This window comes from Bacillus sp. FSL L8-0099 (genome assembly GCF_038006385.1).
GTDB lineage: Bacteria > Bacillota > Bacilli > Bacillales > Bacillaceae_G > Bacillus_A > Bacillus_A toyonensis.
In genome coordinates, this window is the sequence record NZ_JBBOVC010000001.1 from 3,147,727 (window position 1) to 3,173,028 (window position 25,302).

General features: G+C 34.8%; 20 protein-coding genes and 2 pseudogenes. 3 read left to right on the plus strand and 19 right to left on the minus strand.

Going from position 1 to position 25,302, the window contains the following annotated elements; all coding sequences use genetic code 11:
- Positions 1-442 precede the first annotated feature (442 nt).
- The 11 genes and pseudogenes from MHH42_RS15890 to cypD all read right to left on the minus strand — a co-directional run bounded on the left by MHH42_RS15890 (position 443) and on the right by cypD (position 11,146).
- Positions 443-748 (minus strand): monooxygenase, encoded by a 306-nt coding sequence (locus tag MHH42_RS15890; protein ID WP_000323747.1) that lies wholly within the window; start codon positions 746-748, stop codon positions 443-445.
- Between the two features lie 217 nt (positions 749-965).
- A complete protein-coding gene (locus MHH42_RS15895) occupies positions 966-1,316 on the minus strand; it encodes a DoxX family protein (RefSeq protein ID WP_044810070.1) in 351 nt (116 codons plus the stop codon).
- Between the two features lie 330 nt (positions 1,317-1,646).
- The gene (locus tag MHH42_RS15900) at positions 1,647-2,066 is read right to left on the minus strand and encodes a MarR family winged helix-turn-helix transcriptional regulator (RefSeq protein WP_001048561.1); all 420 of its coding nucleotides are present in this window, start codon (positions 2,064-2,066) and stop codon (positions 1,647-1,649) included.
- A gap of 326 nt (positions 2,067-2,392) precedes the next feature.
- Positions 2,393-2,518, minus strand: a pseudogene (locus MHH42_RS15905) (DUF1259 domain-containing protein); the annotation flags it as partial.
- 543 nt (positions 2,519-3,061) lie between these two features.
- Complete coding sequence (locus MHH42_RS15910; protein ID WP_000441014.1) at positions 3,062-3,223, minus strand: hypothetical protein; 162 nt, start codon at positions 3,221-3,223, stop codon at positions 3,062-3,064.
- Positions 3,224-3,709: 486 nt separating this feature from the next.
- On the minus strand, positions 3,710-4,096 hold the full coding sequence (locus MHH42_RS15915) for a DUF1259 domain-containing protein (RefSeq protein WP_016108756.1): 387 nt from the start codon (positions 4,094-4,096) through the stop codon (positions 3,710-3,712).
- Positions 4,097-4,334: 238 nt separating this feature from the next.
- Positions 4,335-4,550 (minus strand): hypothetical protein, encoded by a 216-nt coding sequence (locus MHH42_RS15920; protein ID WP_001104095.1) that lies wholly within the window; start codon positions 4,548-4,550, stop codon positions 4,335-4,337.
- Positions 4,551-4,759: 209 nt separating this feature from the next.
- Positions 4,760-4,879, minus strand: a pseudogene (locus MHH42_RS15925) (RNA-guided endonuclease TnpB family protein); the annotation flags it as partial.
- Positions 4,880-4,987: 108 nt separating this feature from the next.
- Positions 4,988-5,839, minus strand: a complete 852-nt coding sequence (locus tag MHH42_RS15930) for a DUF2935 domain-containing protein (protein ID WP_001078037.1) — start codon at positions 5,837-5,839, stop codon at positions 4,988-4,990.
- A gap of 315 nt (positions 5,840-6,154) precedes the next feature.
- Complete coding sequence (locus MHH42_RS15935) at positions 6,155-7,600, minus strand: L,D-transpeptidase family protein (protein ID WP_070173459.1); 1,446 nt, start codon at positions 7,598-7,600, stop codon at positions 6,155-6,157.
- A 348-nt stretch (positions 7,601-7,948) separates the two neighbouring features.
- A complete protein-coding gene (gene cypD, locus MHH42_RS15940; RefSeq protein ID WP_097895774.1) occupies positions 7,949-11,146 on the minus strand; it encodes a bifunctional P-450/NADPH--P450 reductase in 3,198 nt (1,065 codons plus the stop codon).
- Between the two features lie 705 nt (positions 11,147-11,851).
- On the opposite strand from cypD, the gene MHH42_RS15945 reads away from it, so the two are divergent.
- A complete protein-coding gene (locus MHH42_RS15945) occupies positions 11,852-12,709 on the plus strand; it encodes a PhzF family phenazine biosynthesis protein (RefSeq protein WP_070173461.1) in 858 nt (285 codons plus the stop codon).
- Between the two features lie 264 nt (positions 12,710-12,973).
- Here MHH42_RS15945 and MHH42_RS15950 read toward each other — a convergent pair whose 3' ends face one another.
- From MHH42_RS15950 to MHH42_RS15970, 5 genes are all read right to left on the minus strand, one after another.
- Positions 12,974-14,452 carry an MDR family MFS transporter gene (locus tag MHH42_RS15950; RefSeq protein WP_070173462.1) on the minus strand — a complete coding sequence of 493 codons (1,479 nt, stop codon included), beginning with the start codon at positions 14,450-14,452 and terminating at the stop codon, positions 12,974-12,976.
- Between the two features lie 637 nt (positions 14,453-15,089).
- Entirely contained in the window at positions 15,090-16,085 is a 996-nt protein-coding gene (locus tag MHH42_RS15955) for a D-cysteine desulfhydrase (protein WP_097895776.1), read from the minus strand.
- 354 nt (positions 16,086-16,439) lie between these two features.
- Positions 16,440-17,672 (minus strand): DUF4073 domain-containing protein, encoded by a 1,233-nt coding sequence (locus tag MHH42_RS15960; protein ID WP_070173464.1) that lies wholly within the window; start codon positions 17,670-17,672, stop codon positions 16,440-16,442.
- Between the two features lie 197 nt (positions 17,673-17,869).
- Positions 17,870-19,411: a serine hydrolase domain-containing protein gene (locus MHH42_RS15965; protein WP_070173465.1), complete on the minus strand. Its 1,542-nt coding sequence runs from the start codon at positions 19,409-19,411 to the stop codon at positions 17,870-17,872.
- 210 nt (positions 19,412-19,621) lie between these two features.
- Positions 19,622-20,542, minus strand: a complete 921-nt coding sequence (locus tag MHH42_RS15970; RefSeq protein ID WP_081339595.1) for a class I SAM-dependent methyltransferase — start codon at positions 20,540-20,542, stop codon at positions 19,622-19,624.
- A 215-nt stretch (positions 20,543-20,757) separates the two neighbouring features.
- Here MHH42_RS15970 and MHH42_RS15975 point away from each other — a divergent pair, with 215 nt between their 5' ends.
- Together MHH42_RS15975 and MHH42_RS15980 are read left to right on the plus strand one after the other, a co-directional pair.
- On the plus strand, positions 20,758-21,339 hold the full coding sequence (locus tag MHH42_RS15975) for an AAA family ATPase (protein WP_070173467.1): 582 nt from the start codon (positions 20,758-20,760) through the stop codon (positions 21,337-21,339).
- A 147-nt stretch (positions 21,340-21,486) separates the two neighbouring features.
- Complete coding sequence (locus tag MHH42_RS15980) at positions 21,487-22,599, plus strand: LPXTG cell wall anchor domain-containing protein (RefSeq protein ID WP_340893589.1); 1,113 nt, start codon at positions 21,487-21,489, stop codon at positions 22,597-22,599.
- A gap of 64 nt (positions 22,600-22,663) precedes the next feature.
- Here the strand turns inward: MHH42_RS15980 and MHH42_RS15985 are convergent, their stop codons facing one another.
- The 3 genes from MHH42_RS15985 to MHH42_RS15995 all read right to left on the minus strand — a co-directional run bounded on the left by MHH42_RS15985 (position 22,664) and on the right by MHH42_RS15995 (position 25,199).
- Positions 22,664-23,335 (minus strand): ABC transporter ATP-binding protein, encoded by a 672-nt coding sequence (locus MHH42_RS15985; protein ID WP_000202616.1) that lies wholly within the window; start codon positions 23,333-23,335, stop codon positions 22,664-22,666.
- A complete protein-coding gene (locus MHH42_RS15990) occupies positions 23,335-24,399 on the minus strand; it encodes an ABC transporter permease (protein ID WP_070173469.1) in 1,065 nt (354 codons plus the stop codon). Before MHH42_RS15990 ends, MHH42_RS15985 begins: the two co-directional genes overlap by 1 nt.
- A gap of 329 nt (positions 24,400-24,728) precedes the next feature.
- Positions 24,729-25,199 (minus strand): DinB family protein, encoded by a 471-nt coding sequence (locus MHH42_RS15995; protein WP_000831964.1) that lies wholly within the window; start codon positions 25,197-25,199, stop codon positions 24,729-24,731.
- Positions 25,200-25,302 lie beyond the last annotated feature (103 nt).

Here is a 25,302-nt window from a genome sequence, read left to right on the forward strand (position 1 = left end):
AACCTTTACAACAGTTCCAACCGGCAATCAACACTTCTTCACGTTCTTATAACTAGTAATAACTAATCAACTCCTTACCTGAAAATAAATTAATATAGAAAAAGAGAGATAAGGTTAAAATACCTTTATCTCTCCTTTTCTCTCACAAATTTTGCGAAGGATTTTTTTGTTTTTGGGTTCATCTGTTTTCTTAGCTTGATGGGCATGAGACGTTAAGGAAAAGCAGACTGAAAGAATTAAAGGAGAAGAAATTATTTCAATAAAATTTCTTTAAAGTACTTTTACGTCACTTTCACAAATATAAGAACTCTCATATATTACACTTCATACATCCTTTTCCAAGGAACAATATACCGATACACAAATCCTCTCACCATCAATTTAAGAATTTAAAAAAGAGGGGATTATCCCCCTCCTTTTACGCTTGCTCCGACTGTCGAAATTATTTAATATACCCACGATTCAGTTCCGTTAACTTTTCATTGATGTTAAAAATTCTTACTCTAATATCTTTAACACCAACTGCTTCAAGTCTGTTCTTGTGCATTTCAGCGTATTTTTCAGCATCTTGTTTTTCCTCAAATACATAAATGCCTCCAGCTTCTTTTGTTTCTTCATTCTCAGTCCATATTTTCCAGTGGAACCCTTCTTCTTCGTTAATACTATTTGCTAAATCCCAAAATGCTTCTTCCATTTCTTCACCAAAAGGACCTTCAAACGGAAAATCAACTTGTAATAAATACGCCATTTTCACTCACTCCTATTTTTAATATAAAATTCATCAGGAATTCCTTTGTATAAAAATCCTTCCCATTCTTTTACTGATTATGATTCGAATGATAGTAATGTCTAAATTCGTATTGCTATTATTATTCAAGTATTAATTTGAGAATCCCCCTATTTGTAAAAAAACTACAAAATGTTAGCAACTTGAACGCATACAGTTTAACGGCTTCAGGTTATGTTTAAAAAATATGATAACAACTTATTCCTATACTAAGGACAAACAAAACAAGTGCAGGTATCGCTTTCTTAAAGGAATCTCTCGCTAATACAATAAGAGTTAATGCAGCTGCAAGCATCGTACCGCCTAACAATAATCCTGCTAATAAAGCTACTATTGGAATCCAAATTCCTATCAACATTCCAATTGCTCCTACAATCTCAAAAGCTCCAGTTAAGAAATTAAAAAACGAAGGTAAACCAAATCGTTTGAACTCCTCTGCCATTTTCCCAGATATAATTTTCGTACCTGTCATTAAAAAGAACACAAACAACAAAACTTTTACAATATTGATGAAAATTAAAATAGTAATCACACCTTTCTTATTATTTGATCAAAACTCAGTATTGTTCAGGTATTAGTCACTACCTATACCCTATTTCCTGAGATTGACCCTATGGAAGTCGCTTCAATTTACATTATCCTTTTCAATATTAAAGGGATGGAATTTACATGCCATAGCATATATAATACATAAATTTGACTGGTACTAGGCAAAAAAGTGAGCCTGAATGAGGTATCATAGAAAATAAAGCTACCTTCTCATTCCTCTAAACAAACAAAATTACATGCTATAGCATATATAATACATAAAACAAAGTTTGTTCCTTATGAATAGCATAGTATTAATAAGGAACAAGTATTAATAGCGTGTATCATACAATTTGTTTAATAATGATTGTAATACTTTAATCTCTTCCTCGCTCAAATTACTCGTAACGAAATGGTGAGCGTCTTTCACTACAGGCAAGATGGTTTTCTTTAACTCGTCACCTTTTTCAGTTAAAAAAAGGTTATGTGAACGCCTATCTTGGTCATTCAAAGCCTTCTTTACAATCCCTTTTCTCTCCATTGACTGTATCATTCTTACGACAGTAGTTTGATCTTTATCAATAGCTTCTGCTAACTCTTTTTGAGTAGTGCCCCTTTGGCTACAAAGAACACTAATAATTCCCCACTGCTCTGGTGTAACTCCATAAGGCTTTAATTTCTTAGTAAAATAATTAGTCATTTTCACATCAGTACGATGAACAAGATAGCCTATTAAATCATGTAAGTTCATGGATCACCTCTATAAATTAAGATACAAAAGGATATAGCATACCAGTCAATTATTCACAGTGAATGTATTTGTTCCACTATTTATATGCTATGACATATATATTAAATTAGGTCATTTTAATTGTCAAATGAATTACCTATTGTTTTCAAAGTCAAAATCTATTCCATACATTCCTCCGGTGTGATTTCTGCTGACTATTTCTTCTCCATTCTACAGAAGTTCCGTAGATCTCCCCGCTTAATATGACCACAGTAATTTTTAGCGCTTCATCCTCTTTCTTTTTATGATGTTCTTATAACATTTTATAAAATTTGATATCTACAGGCAGCCACACATTTTCCACCGACGAATCCTTCTTGTCCGCCGATAATTCTTGCAAACTGTTGACAAATTGATTCCTCATTAATCGCCATACCTTTCATCATCACCCCTTTTACTGTTAGGTTATGAATGAATACATAGGTCTGAAACGGTAATGAATCTATGCTATTATAAAAAAGACGATGGGAATCTAACGAAATCTATTAGCTCAATTATTCTTGATCATTTGTATTGTTACCAGAGTTTAAATGGTGCAGAATTTTTATTTTATCCCGCAGTAACGGGCAGTAACGCTCCCACCTCAAAATTTAGTGAAAACAAAGAAGTTAGGTGGGGGTCGGGCTGCCCGTAACAGCCCGATTGGTGAGGGCTAATAATCAGTGAGGGATAAACACCCCACTGATTAAACTTTCACTTTATGAGGTGTTTTTCCTTTTATGCTTGCTGGGCGACTGAAGGTAAAACTCGGCTATTATATGTTAAGATATTTTTAGAGGGCATAAAAAACACCCTAAGGTGCCATCCTCTGACTTGAGAATCATATCTATGTATGGAAAAAATCAGAAAAGACAAATACAAAAGAGAAGCTTCTAACTATAATTTATAAAGTTCTTATGGCATTAATTACTTACATACATATTTCATTATTTACCGGAAGAAGAATCCCCGTTATATTACTTTCTAATCAGTCTCGTTAAAGCCATCCCAAGAAATCCAGTACCCATTCCTATTAGCCATCCAGTTTGAGTACTTCCTAACATAGATCCCACTCCTCCACCAAGAAACATGCAGCCAACGAATACTAATCCTCCAATTCCCCAATTCGGCCTTTCCATAATTCAAACACACCCTTTCAATAAAACATATGCTATTAGCTACCTAAACTTTCTTGCATAGGATATGTTAATTACTTCTCTAGAGAGGGTATAGTTATTTAGCTTAAGTTTAGCAACTTTCAGGGAATTCAAAAGACGCGGAGATTGACCGATTTGAAGGGATTACAGGAGAAGAATTTTTTGTATTATAATAACTTAATGGTTGTGGAACAAATTCTTCTTCAACTAACCAGCTAATAAAAATCTGGAGGTTTTCCACAATCGAAGCTTATCGCCATCAAGTTAACATACCTCACCCAGTTCTTATTGTTGCAAAATAAGCAGCATATAATCAATTAAAATAATGTAACAGCCGACATTAGCAGCAAAATTATTAAGAAAAGACATTCCAAATATGGAACGCCTTCTTTTTTATAAAATCATTCACTTAAATCTATTCCAAAAAATTCCAATTAATAAAATCAAACATTTAACGAAAGAAATTTGTTACTTGCATAACGCTCTTCTAACTTTTTTTGCAAAATTTAGTGGATCATCAACGTCTTCGATATTAACGTAAATCAAATTCGGATCATCACATAACCATTCATTGTGTATAGACGAAACAATTATACCTTGTTTAATAATTGTAGCAACAAATTCAGTAACTTCCTTTTGCAAGAGTGCTACTCGGCCTAGACATAATGCCCGTCCAGTTTTATGATCTCTTGATTCAAATGAGAAGGAAGTTGTTACTCTAAAACGTTTTCCTAAGATTGTTGCTCGTATTTCCTCCCGATTTATTGTTGCTACACATTTTCCACCGGCGAATCCTTCTTGTCCACCGATAATTCTGGCAAACTGTCGACAAATTGATTCCTCATTAATCGCCATATTTTCAATCATCCCCCTTTTACTGTTAGGTTATGAATTCATACATAAGTCTGAAACGGTAATGAATCTATTCGGTTACAAAAAGATAATGGCACTCTAACGAAATCTGTTAGCCCAAGTATTCTTGGTTATATGAATTATTACTAGATTGTAAATGATGGGAGTTTTACTACCCGCAAATAGCGGGATGAATTTCCAAAAGTAAAACCCCAGAAATCCAAAGGTCTCTGGGGCTTCATTATATATTTAGCTCTTTTTGCTTTTTATTTTGTTTATGTCTATAAAGCAATTTTCGACTTATGAGAGAAATCAGTAATAAGATCAGTACTAGTACGAAAAGTTGCATATATGATAAATTAAAATATTTAGCACCTGTAACAAGTAAAAGTGTAGAAATCGTACCTTTTACAATGAAAAAAATAATAATCCATAATCCGCCTTTTTTCCAGTTCATTTTTACTTACCCTTTCCTACGTTTAAATTCATAAAAAAATTAGTGATAGTTCTTGAAAGTGACATTTTAATTGAAATCTATTACATTAATAAAAAAGTAGACTTTTTTTCACAAAAATCATATCCAATTACATGGGACGATTCCATAATAAATGCAAATGATATTCATTGTCAATTTTATTCAACATTTTTAATTCCGATCGTCTACATTGTTCTTTCAGATAGTGACATTTCTTTTTTGTTTCTACAACCGCGACACATCTTTGCAGAAGGAAATCACTTATCTATTTTCACAAGCTGTTTGCCTTGTTCTTGTAGCTTATATGCTAATTATACTTCATTACATTGCTTGGAAATATTAAAAATCACAAGGAAAAGAAGCTAACAATAAATTGTTAACTTCTCAGCTTAAGGAAAAATAGTATCTTTCCTTATTTTTTAATATCTAGGTTGTGATTTAATATTGGTAAGATGAGCATCAAACATATCAATGATTTCAAGAAATCTATCCGCTTCACGAAATACATGATCCGCTAATAATGGATGAATGATACTCTTTACTTTACATTGCTCAATTAAATCACGTGCCGTTTTCTTAAAATCCCGAAGAGATGTGACTGACACACGATTTTGATCTAAAAATTGATCTAAAAGAGGAACTGTTTGAGATTGTGGTTTCATAGATTCTAAGTCAATTGCTTGATACATTAATTCATCAAAATCATTGCTAAAATTCCGTGCTGTATCTACAAGCTTTCTTTCCGATGGATCAAGAAGATGACCAATAAATTTAGCATGGTCTGCCATAATCCTTAAAAAGAAAACATTTTCTTTAATAATAGCATCCGGAAGGGCATCTAATTTACCTTCATTTAATTCAATTAAACGTTTTCTAAAATAATCAGCTTCCCTACTTGTATGGTCAACTAACAGTGGGAAATTATTTTGCCCTGGCAATTTACACGTGAGAATTAATCCTAGAATTTTTCTTTTAAATCCCCAAATATTAGTTGCAGCTTGTTGTACTTCTGAATTAAATCTTTTTATTTGCTCAGGATCTGTTTCATTTGTATATGAATACGCTATTTGTTCGATATGTTCAAACAATCGATAAAATTGATTAGCTTCTTCGATTAGTTGGGTATCCTCACATCTAAACCCCAATCGAAGAAAAAAAGAATGCTCCTTCATGATTCTAGACCAAAAACGAATTTCATTTAATGATCGTTCAACAAACATGACAGACGTAACACCCGTATCAGGATGTAATGAGGTTTCATCCCTATTCATTCTTAATCCCCCCAGTAAATACTAAGCTAGTTCTATTCTTATGAGTAAAAAAATATATAAATGCCATCAATAAAAATTCATGATGATATTGAGCAAGTCCTTTTGGAAATAAAGAAAAGATACCATCAGATGCCTTTCTCTGAATTGATAACCACATGTTATGTTTAAATGTACCTAGATAACAGTTCCCCCCGCACACGAGAAGTACATAGTATACATAATAAAAAAGAAGCAGAAAATCACTCACGATTTTCTGCTTCTTTTTTTAATTTAAGTTCTTCATACATACATCGCTTCACTCAAGATTGCTATTTTCTAGTACACGATAACTGGATCATACGTGTTCAAATTATCATACACAGTTTTTGCAACATTAGGAAGAAGGTTAACACACCCACCTGATCCCCCTGTTAAATAGGCATTATTCGCCCAGTTTGTTCGCCAGCCAGCATCATGGAATCCTTGACCACTATTTGTGAATGGTACCCAGTAATCTACTTTAACTGCATAATCAGCTTTACCTACTGCGCTGCCTTTCAACGTGTATGGTGTTCGTTTATACAGAACGTACCACACACCTGGTGATGTATCTTCACTCGTGCTATGTTTACCAGTTACTACATTTGTTGTGACTGCTAATTTGCCATCTTTATAAATCCAAATTTGTTGATCTGCAATTGAAACTTCCGCATACGTGTCTCCAATACCGTTATTCGCTGTTGTTTCATAACCGATACCTTCCTTCTCCCAACCATTTCCGTGAATATTAGAAGCAGATAGCGATTTTTCACCCTTTTCAAAAGCTTGTTGAACTTGTTTTGTTTCTTTTTCAACATCTAGTGCCCAGCCGTAGCCTTGTCCTTTTACTGATATAACCGAACCGGAATGGGTTTTAAAGCTGAAATTTTTATTTAATGTTGATTTAGCATTATTAATTTCAGTAATCTTTTTCTTAATGTCACTCGCATCGATTGTCACTTTCATATCCTTTGACATAGAGGCATTTTGAATTAAATCTTTCGCTTTTAAAGGATACACTTCATTCTGTACTTTATATTCAACGGACTGCCCAAGAAGATTCTGTAGTGCTTGCTCCTCTTTTTTGATAATTGGATCGTCTTCTTTAATAGGCTGTATGTATGTAGACTTCAGATGAATTTCGCTTTTATATTTCTGTTTGTCGTAATCTTTCAATAGACTAGTAACGTCATACTGTTTTCCATCAACGCTCTTCGAAATAACAATTTTTCCTTGTTCAAGCTTCGCCATAGCATCTTCAGGTGCTTTTAATTCTTTATTCATAGAAACGAGCTTTTCTTCTACAAGTTTTTTCATCGTTTCACTACGATACTGATCCGCCTTTTCCGGTAGCACTGAATAATTTTTTTCCTTTGAGGAAGGGAAAAATGTCCACTGGCTTTTTAATAGTTTCTTAACTTGAGGCAAATCTTTTTCCGTAAGTTCTGTTTTTGTCTCTTTTTCATCTAAAATTTGTTGTTGATCGACATAGACTTTATTTGCTAGTCCAGATGTTTTTAATTTCTGTATTGCCTGATCAGCACTCATACCACCAACTTTGGTGTCATTAATCGTAACATTCGAATTGAAGTGAGTTGCCTGATAATAACTCACTCCCCCAACGAGAAGCGCAATTATACCAACACCCGCTGCGATAAATTTCCAATTCGGAGAACGTTTTCTTGATCTTACTCGTTTTTTATGAATTTCTTCAACTGATTCATTTACTGTATTGTTGTTCATCAATTTTTCCCCCATAGACATTAACGTCAATCGATTTTAAACCAAAACCATTGACTAGTGTACCTTATTTTTCCTGAAATTTCATTATTTTTGACAAGATTTTATCGCATTTATTTAATCAAACTTAGTTTTTTAATAGAACGGCCCTACTCTATGTGTAACACTCTAATTTAGTTTCATATGAGATGTTTTCTTTTTTCTACAATATCAGTCCAGCTTATTAAAAAATAGAAAAATCCCGTATTCCATAAAAAATACGGGATTTTTATCCATACGTTTATTTTGTAAAGTAACACTTAGTCGAAAGAAGTTCATTCGTTACATATTACTTATCTAATTAAGGATAATTTATATTCCAGTCCAAACATCTTTCCCGTATCGTCCTTCATGTTGCAAATGATCCAACCAATTCCTTGCTTCTTGTTCACTAACTTCATGAATTTCTTCATATGCTTGACAAAGGGTATCTTCTACATCCGGAGCCATTTTACTTCCATCACCACATATATAAAGATGAGCTCCATTATCTAATAACGAAATTAAATTGATTCTATCTTGTTTTATTAAATGCTGTACATATGTTTTTGGATGTCCCTCTAGACGAGAAAAAGCTGTGTGTAAAGAGATTAATCCATCTCTTTCATCATTTTCTAGTTCTGTACGATAAAGATAATCTTTTTCAGGATGACGACAACCAAAATATAGATGCGCTTGTCCTAAGTTAATACCTTTTTGCTTTTGAACACGACGCGCTTGTAAGAATCCACGGAATGGTGCAATTCCAGTACCTGGCCCCACCATGATAATTGGTGTTTCTGGATTTTCAGGCAATTGAAAGTTTGATTGTGGCGTTCGAATGAAACAGATAATTTCATCTTTATTATGACGCTGAGCTAAATAATTAGAAGCGACGCCTTCATATGTCCCTTCCCCACTCCATGCAGGTGCATTAACAACACCAATCGTAATGCTCAGACGATCCTGTGCAACGAGTGGCGAGCTTGAAATAGAATAGTAACGCGGTTTGAGCGCAGGAAGAAGTTCTAAAAATCGTTCAAATCGGATTTCACAAGCCTCATACTTTTCAAGCAGATCCAACATTGAAATACGTTTCTTTAATATTCTTTCATGATAAACTCCTTCTTCCAATAATGATTCCAATTCCTTTTTATGAGGAGGGCATGCTGTGAATGTCACCATTTCTCGTATTTGTGCTCGAGTGGCTGCTTCTTGCACTTCGACACTATAACTAATAAGGTCAAACAAACTAACAGGACTGTCTAAAGGTATGTGATTTACACTGCGCCCACTTGCGCTCAGTATGACTTGATCCTTCCCATTTAATCCAAAGCGTTTTAAAATTCGGTTAACATTTTTCTCGCTATTAATTGGCAGCACTCCAAGGTGGTCTCCTTCTTGATACGTAGCCCCTTCTGGCAAGGATACCTCGATATGCCGCGTACTTCTATCACTGCTGGATGATTGGAGTTCACGATTTTCTAGTATAGATGCATAAACTGCTTCATATGTTCGGGCAAGAGGAGATCCTCCAAGACGACTAACAAATTGCAGACTCAAAGTACTGCGCTCTTTTTCCATATTTTTGTTAAGTTCTAGTCCAAATGCCCTCATCGCATCAGACCACATGCTTTGTTTCCATTGCTCGAGTTGTTCCTCAAAATCACCACTTGCATCTGCTTCTCCGCGTTTAGAAAATCTTGTTGCTCCTTTTTGAGCCATTTGCTCATCAATGTATCTTGGAATCCGCTGATAAGTACTAGCCCAATTGTGATCTCCACAACCAAAAACTGCGTATTGAACACCTTTTAGCTCATCCGGTTTTAATTCCTCCAACCACTGCACAAACTGCCCTGCATTACTTGGCGGCTTTCCATTATAAGAAGAAGTCACAATAAGAACTGCTCCTTCTTTTGGCAGACTTCCAATTCGCTCGTTAAGAGCTACCACTTCCGTTTGAACACCTTCTAAACTAGCTGTATCTGCTAGTTCTCTTGCAATACCTTCTGCTACCCCTGTATCCGAGCCATACAGAACAAGCAGCGAAAGATTATCAGCTCCAATAATAGAAGGAGTCTTCTGAACTTGCTGCTTGATTTCATGGTCTTTCTGCTTCTCTTCTATAGGTGCAAGGACAGTAGGATGGCTGATCGTTTGATTTCGGGCAAGGATCCTAATCTTAAAATCACCGGGCTTTAGCGTTAATGTTTGTTTTACGTCCAGCTGATAGTTTTGATAATCGATTAATTCAAAATGTTGAAGAAGCATTCCCATTACGAGAGTGGCTTCATGAAGTGCAAACTGCATACCGATACATGCTCGTTGACCATTTCCAAATGGCTTATAAGCATGATGAGGAACCTTATCCGGCTCTTCAAATCGTTCAGGTTGGAATTCTTCCACATTGTCTCCCCATGCGTCTTTATCCCTATGTAGCTGTGGAATAAGAACAGAAATACGATCTTCTCCTTTCTTAATTGGATATTTCCCACCAATTACTGTATCTTCTTTTGCATAGAGACTGAATGCTGGAGCAGTAGGCCATAGACGTAGCGATTCATTTAAAATCATCCGTATGTACTTAAGTTTCATAACTTGTTGATATGTTGGAGTAGGATCTGTCAATACCCGATCTACTTCTTCATAGGCTTTTTTCAACTTATCCGGATTCTTTAATAAAAAATAGATTGCAAAAGATAACAATCCACTTGTTGTCTCATGCCCAGCTATTAAAAAAGTGATAATTTGAAAACGAATATTTTCATCATCTAATTTTTCACCAGTTTCCGGATCCTGCACATTTAACATACGGGCAAGTAAATCATTTTCTTCTTGATTTCCATTACTTTTACGTTCAGCAATAATATTATCTACTAAAGAAAACATGGATTGGATATCATGCTGAAATTGACGTTTCGTTCTCCACATGAGTTTGTCTTCTATATCCAGTCGCTGTAATTGGTGCATCGCTTCATCTAGAGCACGGCTCATGCTAGTGATAAAAGGATGAGAGGTCTCACGATAAAAGCTATTAAATCGGTAATTAAAACCACATAGACCAATTGTATCCAATGTAAGGCGGGTCATATCCTCCGGAACATCTACGTTTTCATTCGGATTCAGTCTTGCCCATTTTTGAACGAGTTGTACAGCAATATCAACCATCATGCCATGATAATCTTTCATTGCCCGTTGGCTGAATGTAGGCATCAAAATATTATGAGCTTTTTTCCAGTTAGGCTCGTCAGTCTCACTTGTAAATAACCCGTCCCCAGCAAAGGCGCGAACTTTTGCTAAAGCACCATCTATACTTTTATCGAACCGTGTTTCGTCACAGACTTCTGCTACCAGTTCATGTCCAGAAACGACAATGATGGTATCACTTAAAGTTTGAATTCGAAAAATAGGACCATACTCTTCCGCCAGCTTAATAAACGATAGAGTCGGTTTATCTTTATCGATTAATGGGAGATTCCCCAGCGGTCCATATGTTTTCGGCTGAGGAATGGTAGATACTTTTTTATCCATTAAAAACACCCTTTCAAAAAGCATGAAATAAAGTGAAACTTTAATCAGCCCTCACCAATCGGGCTTTTACGGGCAGCCCGACCCCCACCTAACTTCTTTGCTTCCGCTGAATTTTGAGGTGGGGGTCTTACTGCCCGGCAAATAGCGGGATAAAATATCCCATTCAATAAAGAGAAGATAGCAAGTAATCGCCTGGGATAAAGATATGTAATTGATTACCTTATTTTATCTTTTCCCTAACTATTCATGATTATGATATTGCTTATAAGGTTGGTAATCTAAGTTGTTTGTTGACATTAGATTTATAACTTGCAGAAAAAAATACTAACTTACAATGAAGCGAATTATTATAATTGGAGCATTATAATGTTGGTGTTAAAAGATAATCTAAAAACTCCCCACATATTTTGATCACACTTTATTTTACAGCTACAGTTGCACTACATATCCGTCAAGCTAAGAAAAGCGAATACCCAAAACAAAGAAGTTGATGAGCTTAAGATTGTAGTATTTGGAAAGCCCATAGTTTTTAATGTCCAGTCAAACAAATACGATAAGTAATGTTTGACTAGTGAAACTATTTCCAGAGAGTTCAGATGCTAAAAAATAGTTTGTCTCTTGCTTTATGGTAAATTTATCCAACAACATTTATACGTAGTGCTTTCCATGCTACAATTTACTATAAGTGAGGAAAGAAGGTGTCTTATGAAAATATCCGTTTATGTTGCAAGTGCATTTAGCAAGGATCATAAAGGCGGAAATAAAGCAGGAGTGGTATTTATGGAGAATACATTGACCACTACTCAAAAAATGGCAATAGCCAAACAACTGGGCTATGCGGAAACCGCATTTATATCAGAATCTGAAATTGCTGATTATAAAATTGAGTATTTTACACCAAAAGAAGAAGTTGATTTATGTGGGCATGCCACAATTGGCTCTTTCACGATACTGATGCATTTAAATAAACTTTTCAAGAATCGCTATACGATTGAAACGAACAGCGGTGTTCTTACTATTACCATAAAAGAGGACATCATATTCATGGAACAAAACGAACCGATATTCTATGATGTTATATCTCCAAATGAGTTTATCGACTGCTTTGACATTAAAGATATAGACAATAAATACCCAATTCAAATTGTCTCCACGGGCTTAAAAGATATTTTAATTCCTATAAAAAGCGAAACACAATTACATACAATGCAACATAATTTTGAAAAAATTAAAGAAATCAGCAAGTATTATAATGTTGTCGGGATGCATCTATATACTTTTAATGACAATCGAATTATATGCAGAAACTTTGCTCCACTATACGATATCAATGAAGAAGCAGCGACTGGAACTTCAAACGGTGCATTAGCTTGCTACCTTTATGAACAGCAGTACTTACAAAAAGAAGTCTATGTATTTGAACAAGGTTATTCTTTACACTCGCCTTCCGAAATATTAGTTAAATTAGCAACCAATAGCAAGAATGAAATAGAAAAAGTTTATGTTGGTGGCAAAGGCTATTACTGTGAAACTAAGTGTTTACATGTAGAAAATATTGAGTAAAAATAAAAAAACACCGAATAAAAAGGTTGAGAAGGATAGAGAAATAGATAAAAAACAAACACATTATTTAATTGAACAATGTGTTTGTCTTCAATCTGAAAGGATCTGATATAAATATCAGATCCTTTTTACTATATATAATTATTTCACTGGTTCTTTTCCAACTTTAAATACCGACGCCTTAGCAACAAAAAATTGTATTTCTTCACAGCCTAACTAATCAGCAAGAAACTTATAGGAATCATTATCAAGAGTTTTTTTGCTTTAACGATTTAACCTCTCGACAGCTTCCGCACTTGTATCTACACGTTTAACGAAAAAAACTAATAGTAGTGCAACAACATTCATGCCAAGCGCTACATAGAATGAATGCTGAATTCCGGATAATAAAGCCTTCTGCGTTAACATTGCCTTCGTAGCTTCTGTGAAGGTTGTTGGATCTACATCAGCCATTAGACTTTCAGCTTTTGTTTTTGTTACAGAATTCATAATCGTAATAAGAATAGCAGTACCAATCGAACCGGACACTTGTTGAGCTGTATTATTAACAGCTGTACCGTGCGGATTTAAGCGAGTTGGCAATTGATTAAGACCATTTGTCATAAGCGGCATCATCACCATCGCCATCCCAAACATCCGCAGTGTGTAAATAAGAATAATATGCGTGTGACTAGAGTCGAGTTGCAGGTTTGCCAGCATATAAGTTGAAACAGCTGTAATGGAAAGTCCTACTATGCCAAGAATCCGAGGGCCATATTTATCAAATAGTTTACCTGTAATTGGTGACATAACCCCCATTATTACCGCACCCGGAAGCATCATCAGCCCAGAGTTCAGCGGCGAAATGCCACGGACGTTTTGTACATAAGCTGGTGTTAAAATCATACCTGAAAACATGGCCACCGCATTGACAATTGCAATTACAGACGCAAGTGCAAACATTGGGTACTTGTAAACACGTAAATCCAATAACGGCTCATCCATTTTTAATTGACGAATAATGAAAGCAATTAGGGCAATAGCGCCTATAGTTAAAGTTGTTACGACAACTGTATCCGTCCAACCATCTGAGCTTGCAGAACTGAACCCATATAACAAACCGCCAAAACCGATAGAAGATAATAATAATGAGAGATAATCAAGTTTTGCATTTTTGTTTTGTTTCATGACATTTTCAGATTTCCAAATCCCTAATAGTAAGCTAATGATTGCTAACGGTAAAATCATTTCAAAAAGCAAACGCCAGTCATAATACTCTACAATATAACCTGATAGTGTCGGTCCAATTGCTGGAGCTGTAATCATAACTAGTCCAAAAATCCCCATTGCTGTTCCCCTTTTTTCTCTCGGAAAGCTTACTAGCATAATATTCATTAACAAAGGTCCCATAACTGAAGAGCCTGCCGCTTGAACCATCCGACCAGTAAGTAATAAACCAAAGTTCGGTGCTACAGCCGCTAAGGCAGTCCCAAGAATAAAAATCACCATAGATGTAATAAATAAGCTCCTATTTGAGAAGCGGGTTATTAAAAATGCTGATGCCGGAATTAATATACCACTAACAAGCATATATCCTGTAGAAAGCCACTGGATCGTTGAATAATCTTGAATGTCTAAATCTTTCATTATTGATGGCAAAGCTACATTTAAAAGCGAATTATTTAGAAATGAAACAAAGGCCCCAATAAAAAGAATTACAAGCATTAAATATGGTGGTTTTCTTTTATGTAATGTTTCACTCATATATTTGTTTGCTCCCTCATTATAAATTTCATTGATTCGTTTAAATCGTTTGCATATCTGCACAAGAATACTTTATCCTTGCAGTATTTTGCCAAACTCTTCGAATAGATATTCTCTTTTTAGCAATTCCCTTTTCTCACCATAACATTTTAAATCTTCTTTATTGACTAAATCCTTTATACACATGTGAATAAGATTTTGAAGGAATATATAAATGAACTTTTTTTGAAAATGACAAAATATTTAAGTAGACCACATAAAACGATCAATCTTTTTTATAAAAATGTAAAGAATCTAAAATTAAAACCCAAACATTTTGATTAAATTGTTTGGGTTTCTTCTATTTATAAAGTCAATATTTGTAGCAATACTTTAATCAAACTAACACCTATAACTTTTTAAAACTTATTGAATTTATCACTTGCTAATCTAGTAATAAAATACTGAACATCAAACAAAACAGTAGCAAACAGAACGAACTTTATACATACTAAGGTCCATCTCATAATATTTTTAAACAATCGATTATAACGATATCTGAATTACTTTACATTTGAACCCATGTAATCCACTTCTCACCTTCTAACAATTTCGCTATATAACAAAAAAAGCATTGGATACCCAATGCTTTTTACACTTACGCAAATAGAGATGTATTCGCATATAAAGCTGGAGAGCCACCTGAATGTACGAATAAAATGTTATCTTCTTTATTAAATGTACCTTTCCTAATTAAGTCAATGAGTCCCGCCACTGCTTTACCTGTATACACTGGATCAAGTAAAATACCTTCAGTTTTCGCAAGTAACTGAACTGCTTCAACCATTTCTGGTGTTGGTAAAGCGTATCCTGGTCCTACATATTCATCAAAGCATGTAACGGCTTCGCGCGGGATAAAATTTGGGATACCAACGTGAGCTGAAGTTTCAGCTACAAGTTTTGCTACTTTCTCTTCTTGCTCAGCTTTTCCTCTACTTACGTTAATTCCGATTACAGGAATCTGGCTTTGCGTTCCAGAAAAACCAGTAATTAAACCAGCATGCATACCCGCGCTACCACTTACACAAACAACTGTACTGAAATCAATTCCTTGCTCGAATGATTGCGCCATAATTTCTTGCGCACAAGCAACGTATCCCATTGCGCCAGTAGGGTTTGATCCACCAACCGGTATTACATATGGTGTACTACCTTTTTCACCTACTTCTTTTGCTACCTTCTGCATCTCTTCCATAAGATCTGCTCCGTTTGGTACAACAATTACATTTTCAGCACCTAATAAGTGATATAAGAAATAGTTTCCATTAAAGTCTCTCTTCTCTTCTGGCTCAAGCCCTTCCTCTAATACAAGGATACATTTCATTTTTTCTTTTACCGCAGCTGCCAGCGTCAGGCGGCAATGATTTGACTGAATACCACCAGCTGTAATTAACGTATCTGCACCCTTTTCCTGTGCATCCGCAACTAGAAATTCTAACTTTCTCGTCTTATTACCGCCAGCTGTTAAACCAAGTAAATCATCTCGTTTAAAATAAATAGTCGGCCCACCAAGTACTTCAGAAAAATTGTTTAACTTTTCAATTGGTGTATATGATTCTGTATATTTTTTTCTCGGGAATTTAGCTAAATTCATTGTAACGCTCCTTTTGTACTTCTTTCACAATATATGTAACGATACTATTATTACATGTAAAAATGATGAAGTCACCTTTCTGGGTTAAAAATGTATTAGAATTTCATTTTGATAAGTAAAACCGTATTAATGATTTTAACTTAATTACGGTACATGAAATTTATATCAACGATTTTTTAAATATATCGTTCATTACTTACAATATATCAACGATTTTTCAAATATATCGATCGTAACTTGCAATATATCAACGATTTTCTTAATATATCGATCTATCGACAAAAAACGACAAACAAGCACCCATTTCTCATCAACAAAAAAGAGCCCACACATTCAAATGCGGACTCCCTCCAATCACTTATTTACCGAAAAACGAAGTAACTGCGTTAATCCCGGCTCTAAATTCATTTCACCTTTATGACGTACGTATACAGTTTTATCTCCATCAAATTTCGGAGGATTTGCTTTATTATACGTATACCACTCATTCGTTCCTTCTATAGAGTACTCCATGTATTCAGTTGCATCGGCAATTACGTTTTTACTATCATCAGCTGTTACATCTGGTGCCATTTGCGCAACTTTTGAATCACTAACTAATAATTTCTTAATATCCTTATCACGTTTATAATCGTAAGCCGTTACGACAACATCGTTACCGTATGCTTTCACTTGCAGTCCTTGTTTAAATGAATATCCATCAGGAGCAGTTTTCTCTCCACCATTTGGTCCTGCTGACATCCAGCCTGTTTCAATCCCGCCTGTATTTACAACAGTGAAACCTTTTTCATCTCCGCCTTTAATTTTCTTTTTACCAGCCCAGTCAGGTAAATTTAAATCCCAATGCGTATGACTCGTGAAGAAAACAACTTGCGGATAGTCTTTTAATATATCATACAATTTATCCACGTTTAAATAATCTTGTAAATATGGTGATTGTTTCGATCCGGATACCGTATCAGGTAAAACGTGATGAGAGAAAATGAAAATTGGTTTATTTTTATCTTTTTGACTATACTCTTCTAAATTTTGTTTAAGCCAACCTAATTGCTCATCACTCATATATACTTCGTCCCACATTTTTGAATCGTGGTATTTCATATATTTTTCAGTTCCTAAAAATAAAAGCGGATAACCGTCTAATTCTTTTTTATGATATACCTTTTCTTGCCCACTGAATTTCAGATAACGGTTAAATAGCGTTTCCTCAGTTACACCATTTGGCCATGTATTTTGAGAAAGTTTCCCGTCAACTGTCCATTTCCCAGCATAAAACTCATGATTCCCAACAGTTGACCATACATTTTCCGAATGTTTATTTTTGTTTAACACACGCTTCACATCATCATATTGTGACTGCTGTCCAGTTGGCGTTATATCCCCATTCATAATAAGCGCTCTAGAAAGTGGCGTCACTTTGTTCATATCTTTTAACACGTGATCAAAGTCCCCTAAATCCCCTTGAATATCACTAATAACGTTAAAAGTTGTAGCTGATTTTCGGACTTGCTCTTTCCCTTCCGCATGCACTGAAAACGTCGGTAATAATGCTGCCATAACTGCTAACGAAGCAACTGTCTTTTTCATACAAATTCTCCCCCTAATAATAGAATGTACAAACTGACATATTCTGCTTTCTCTTAGGTGCTTGTCCAATTCATATTATAGGGCGAGATTGTAAAGGCTAATGGAGTGAAAAATTAATTATTTTTTAAGAGATTTTGTCTTTTCATTGCACTCCACAATTCGAGATTCGCGCCAATCTAGCTTTCTAGCCTTTAACATTACATACATGTAAATTTTGATGTTAAATCTTTTCGTTTCATACGTTGTTTTTTATTATTTTTAATTTTCGGGAAAAATCCACTAATTAATAATGTTATAATCCATACCATTATTAGAATAAAATTTATTGTATTACCGGAATTCAAGCTGAAAACTCTCCACAAATAGGCAGCACAAAATACGAGGATAGCAGTAATAATAAGTAAAAATGTCCTAACTACTAATCCGATGTAAGATCTCTTCTCTTGCTTAAAAATGAAAGTTCTTCTACCTTTGTACAATCTAATCACAAATAGCAGCAAATATAAACCAAGTGTGGCTCCAATAACAATTGATGTAATAGAGTTGTTTTTTCTCTGCTCAGCTAGAGAGAAGTAACTTTCAGGTAATTTTCCCGTTTCATATTCAATCCATGCGTGGTAAATATCCTGTCGTAAGTCTATACCACCTTCACCATTTGTAAGGATTACCAATCCATCCTTTGTATTAGGAATGAAACCATAAAAAGAATGCCAGCCTCGATTGTCACCAGAATGATAAAGTAATTTCCATTGATTAGATAGTTTTTTTTCAAATATACCTAAACCATTCTCCCCTAATACTAGCTTTTGCATTTCTTCAACATGTTCACTTTTGATGACACCATTCCCTTTATTATTTGCATCCATGCTTGCAAGTATCAATGTCATCATATCCGTAACATTTGTCTTAAGACCTGCAGCAGCCTGTTCGGTAAATTGGTAACTAGGGAGCTCCTCTCCAAAATATCCATAAGCTTTCGAAAGGTTATGGTTTTCAGGACGTTGTAAGAATGAACTAGATTTTATTCCTAAAGGTTTCATAATTTGTTCTTCCATATAACGATCAAACGGTATTCCGGTAACCTCTTCAATTACAAGTTGTAAAATTGTATATCCGCCACCAGAGTAAATTGTTTCTGAACCTGGTTTATTGGTAACCTCCACTGGTTCATTAAGCCATCCTTTTCCAGACAGAGATTCCTCAATAGAGTCAAGATGTTTCCCTGGTACAACCCCGAGGTATCCTTTATGTGCAGACAGCCCTGCTGTATGACTTAACAATCTTCTTATCGTGACTTCATTATTATTAAACTCTGAATTAGGTAATTTCCATTTGGTCAGATATTTTCCAACGGGATCATCTAGTAATAAACGTCCTTCATCTACAAGATGCAAGATTCCCCACGCTGTAAGGTTTTTAGATATGGAACCAGCTTGAAACAATGTATCATCATTCACCGCTTTTTTTGTCTTTTTGTCTACATAACCGTAGTTAAGTGTATAAGCAATACGCCCCTCATGTACGATACCTATTGCAGCCCCTGGTACCTCATAATTCTCCTGCCATTTTGGTACCTGTTCATCCATCTTTTTTTTGAAATCCTCTATACTCCTATCAGTCAGCGTGCCCGATTCTGCCCTCACCACATTTGTAAACCATACTTCATTCGTAATGAATATACAAATCATTAAACATAAAATACTTTTGCATATTATCGATGCTTTTTGCCTATTCTTCATTTGCTCCACCCTTTTTTTCAGAATATTCTATCCATAAATCAGAGTATCCCATTCTAATATTCCGTTCTATCGATTTTTATTACTTAACCTTACAAAATTGTAATAAAAATCAAAGATCTACATACTTAGGGGTTTTACTGTTCTTTATTCGAGGGCAGGAAATTTAATACAAAAAAGACATAGAGATCTCTCCCCATGCCCACCAATTCTCTACTTCTTCACTGCATGCACATAATGTACCGTCTCAAAAGCTTCTAAACAATCGTTTCGTCCTTCAAAATATAATTTATTTATATCTTCTGGCGATAAATGCTCATAAATGAGTAAGCCCGCCTTCTCTAACAGTGCTTCCATTTCGGTATAAGAAAAACATGATTTCATCGGTTCTCCGCCTACCGCAGCCATTTTCACCATGTTTTCAACTCGATTGGACAACCCTTTTTCTATAAATAAGTTTTCATCAGGATAATCGAAAACGATGGAACTCCCTGCTGGAACCAACTCGAATAAACATTCTATTAAACTGGAAAGTTCCTCTTTCGTTAAATAGTACGTAACACCTAAAAGGCTAAAGAAAGTCTTTTTATTTTCAAATCCTTCATTGCGTAACTGTTCATAGGAAAATCCTTTCGTAAAATCCATGGAAACAAAATGAAGGTTATTTGGAATTTCAAATTCTGCCTCTTTCACTCTTATTTTCTTAAACGCTTGCGTAGAAGGGTGATCCACTTCAAATATTTCTATTTTATTTTCTAATTCTCGGTGCCTAAAGCTAAACGTGTCCAAACCTGCACCGAGTATGACATATTGTTTTGCTCCTAGTGTAATTTCATGTAGTAATACCTTTTCACAATATGCTGCACGTGCTAAAGGTGTTGGTGATAACTGAACTTGTGTAATCCATTTTAATATTTCTTTCGGATTATCTTGAAACTGCTCTGCAATATCTTTATTGAAAAAATGTATCCCTTGAACCATATTCGTTTCAATATTGTTACGTTCTTTTTGTGAAATGAAATCTTTAGCTACATAATCATCAAAGATTTTAGGACTATCAAATTCACTATGATATGCCCTTCCAAAAGCTGATACTAACGACGTTACACTTGCTTCACCTTGTTTCACGCACATACACTCTCCTTCATTTTCACAACAAAAATAGGGTTCCCCTGGCCAGGAGAACCCTATTATACACTTTATTTTTATATTGGTAAATTATAGCATAAATAAGTTTTTTTGTCAAGTTTTCAGCTCACCTTCACTCTAGCAATTTGTGTATTTTCTAGCAAGAATACTCCTTCTTGCATAGAATATTCCAGTTTATAACAACACCAACGGAGGCCGTCATGAAAAGATTAGTTATCATTACAGTAGGAAAAACCCACAGCGGAAAAACTACATTTGCAAAAGTATTAGAAAAAGAGTTACCCCACTCTTTCGTTATGGACCAAGATAACCAAGCAGAATTTATTAACACACATTATGAGAAATTACAACTAACTGAAGGCCCTAATACATTTAAGCACGGTCTTTCGAAATTCATTGTTGATTATGCGAGAGGACATACAAGTTTACACCTTATTATTTGTAACTCTAATCGCAGTAAAAACGGAAGGTTATATTTATTAAACGAATTATTTCCACAAAATGAATATGTACGCATACTCGTTCACTTTGACATTCCAGATGATGTACTTTATGAAAGAGTAGCTCGAAGCACGCGAAGTACCAATATTTTTAGAGGTGGTTATTCTAATTTCAAAGAAGTACTCGATCGACAACAGGCTGAATCGCTACATGAAGATGTGGTGAATCCTATAGAAAATGAGGCTGATTATTTGTTTGTTATTCACGATAGTAAAGATGTGAACACTACTATAGAAGAAATTGTTCATATAGCTAAAGATTTGTCCCCTATCCAAAAATAAATGACTATAAGAATTTCATAATCATAGATTATTATGCAAATCCTTCCTCTGAGCGCCTAACATGGTATATAATAAAATAATCTACTTCTATATGCTCAATTCTACACAAAACAGCTCATGCATATGAAAGAAAAGAGGTACAAAAATATGAAAACAAAACAAACAATCGCTGCGTCTACACTAGCTTTAGCTATGATTGCAGGCGCAAACTCGGCCCATGCGGAAGTAAATGATACTACTCCACAGCAAAGTACGGGAGATCGATTAGCTGAAATTAAGCAACATAGACAAGAATTAGATGCGAAATTGCAGCAACACAAAGAAAACGTTGATCAAACATTGAATGAACTTAACCAAGTTAAGGAAAATGTTGATACGAAGGTTAATGAACTACATGAGCGTAAACAAGTTGCTGATGAAAAAATTAACGAAATGAAACAACGTAAACAAGAGTTAGATGCAAAACTTCAGCAAGACAAACAAATCGCCGAGGATAAAATCGCTGAAATTAAAGAGCATAAAAAACAAGTAGATGACAAAGTTGCTGAAATAAAAGAACATAAGGAAAATATTGATACAAAGGTTAATGAGATTAAAGAACATAAACAAACTGTCGATGAAACAGTAAATGAAATTAAGCAACATAAAGAAAACATCGATCAGAAGGTTAATGAACTTAAGGAAGTTAAAAAACAAGTAGATGAAAAATTAGCTGAGTTAAAGAAAGCGAAACAAACTGCTGAGGATAAACTTGCTGAGCTAAAAGAAAATAAGCCGAATACTGGTAACACGTTAGAAGAACTTAAGAAAATTAAAGGCAATTTAGATAGTCTTTCCGCTAACTTAGAACTAGCTAAACAAGATGTGAAAAATAAGCTAGCTGAATTACAAAAGGCTAGACAAGACTTACTAAATAAAATTAACGAAATTAAACAAGCGAAACAAACTGTTTCAGACGATTTAACAAAGAAAAAACAAGACTTAGATATTAAAATCAACGACTTTAAACATACTGAAAAAAAAATTGATGACAAATTAGCTGAGTTACATACAACAAAGCAAAATGTTGATAACAAAATTAATGAAATATCACAATCGAAACAAACGCAAGCAGATAATAGCACTAAAAACAATAATGCTAGAGAACTTCCTAACGCTGGTAGTGAGCAATCAAATAATATGGCTTTAGGTATGTTATCTGTATTAGGCGGCGCTTTATTAGTAACACGAAATAAAATTAAAACGTTATTCTCAAAATAAAGCCATTATACTTATTAAAAACAATTATAAAAAGGCCAACCGCATGTGCGGTTGGCCTTTTTCTTTATATTAACTGTCCATCTCTAAGCGTCAATATACGATCACATACATCAAGCATTCTTTCATCATGCGTAATCATAATGGCTGCTTTTTGACTTTCTTTCACTTCGCGTTTCATCATTTCAACGACTTCACGCGCACGTTTTGAATCTAAGCTTGCCGTTGGTTCATCTGCTAGTATTAAATCTGGGTTGTTCATGAACGCACGAGCGATTGCCACCCTTTGTTTTTCTCCACCAGATAGTTGATTTGGATAATGATTTTTTCTTTCTCCTAATCCAAATGCCGCTAATAGGTGATCCGCACGCTTTTCAGACTCTTGTTTGTTGTCTTTTTTCAGCTTTGCAATATAAAGTAACTGTTCTTTCACATTTAAATACGGAACAAGGTTTGCGAACTGGAAAATGAAACCGATCTTTTTCAAACGTATATCTGTCATTTCCTTTTCGGATAACTGCGTAATATTTTGTTCACGAATGTATATATCCCCTTTTGACGGCGATAATAAAGCACCCGCGATTGATAATAACGTACTTTTCCCTGATCCAGAAGGACCGACGATTCCAATAAATTCTCCGGCTTTCACATCAAGCGATATCGGATGAAGGGCTGTTACTTCCGTATTCCCTTCTCCGTACACTTTACTTACATTGTCTAATTTTAATAATGAAGTCATTACATCCCGCCTCCAATTGCTTCTAATGCATCAACTTTTAATACTTGATATAACGAAATAAGTGTTCCTAAAATACTAATGACGATAAAGATTGCTGCATATTGTGCAATCATCGGTGTTGTTAATAAGAACGGCATACCTGCTGGTAAAATTTGTTCTAATCCTTGTACAAGAACAATACTGATTACCATCGCAACGACTGATAAGAATAACGCCTGCACGACTAAGCTATTTGCTAAATACGAGTTCTTAGTACCAATTGCTTTTAATACGCCTAATTGCTGTGTTTTTTGCAACGTAATGACGTAGAAGAATACACCGATTAATAACGCAGCGATAACAAGTAAGAATGCAATGATCATCGTTAATGTTCCTTGCTCTTCTTTAAATCCTGGAATACTTTGCAGTACTTCTTTCTTATCAATAACATGAGCATTTTTAATCTCTTTATCTGTATTAAGTGCAATTGCACTATAATCTTTTTGATTTGGTTGTGAAATAGCGCCCCATACATCTTCGTTTACATATACAACTGGTGTATGGCTAAACATTTGGTCTTTCGTAAATCCAACAATTGTAAATTCTTTCTTTGAAACAGGATCGATAATTGTATCCCCAATATCGATTCCTTTTTCTTTAATTGATTCGTCAGCAACCATTTCATTATTTGCTGCACCTAATTTCTCACCTTTTACAATGTTCGGTTCTAAAAATGTATCACGTTCACTTGAAAAAATAGCGACATCAACCTTTTTCGAACTATCCTTCTTTTCATACGTTGAAACTTTTACACGAAACGGAACTGCCTCTTTCTCGCCTACTTGATTTACTACGTTATCTACATCGTCTTTCTTAATTTGTGAACGAAGTAATTTATTTTCCGCATCATCTGCTAAAACGAACTTATTTGCCTCCATATTTTGAATCGATGACGCATTATCATATGATAATCCATTTGCTAATCCTGAAATAACAAGGACTAAAAATGATAATAACACCATAATAAGTCCGATTAATCCGTATCTTAATTTTGATTGTTTCAATTCACGCAGAGCTAAAAACATTTTGCTCGCTCCTTCCTCTTTCTTTCTATGCACTTATCATAAAAAAGAAATATGAACGGAATATGAACAGAAGATTACAGAGGATACTTTTGAGCTTCGGTTCAAGGAAGAACAGGTGAAAGGTACTGCCTTATAGCAAATAAAGAAAATATTTTCTTTTTGCTATAAAGCGCAAACAAGCATAACCCCGTCCTAAATTTAGGACGGGGTTATGCTTGTTTACTTTTGGATGTAAGATACTAAAATAAATATATAACAATAAATTCATTTGAAAAATCTAAATTCCATTCAACAATAGCGCCCTTTAATGGAATAACTAATACGTTCAGTTAACGTTTTGATGGCCATGCCCCCTGCATTTTCCTTAATTGAATAATTTGGCCAGTATGATAAGCATCGTGAAGCATAATATCCAGTAACTTACCCTCAAGTGAATTTTGTTCAAGTTCTTTTTCAGAAATTGCACTTAATACCTGTCTTAAATTACATTGAGCATTTTCAGAACGTTCAACGACCTCCTTCCATTCCTTATCACCACTAGATTGCTTAGTAAGATAAAAGGTTTCATCACCGTCGAGATTATGTGTCCATTCACGGCCTTCCAAGTTTGCAGCAAGTCTCTCTTTGTAATAAATAAGATGATTAACGTTCTCCCAAATGGTTTTCATTCCCTCTCCAGATGGTTTCCACATAGCCTGTTCGGCTGTAAGTCCTTCTATAGCATGTTTAAACGGTGCATACCAACTCTCTTTATCGAATGTTGAATCTAGTACGTTTAAAAACAAGTCAACTCGTTTCAAAGTAATTTCCTCCCTAAATAGTTAAAGTTTCAATAAAATCCTTATAACTCTGTAGAGATTCTACATTTTTAAATAAACTTCCTCCTAATCTTATTCCACAAAC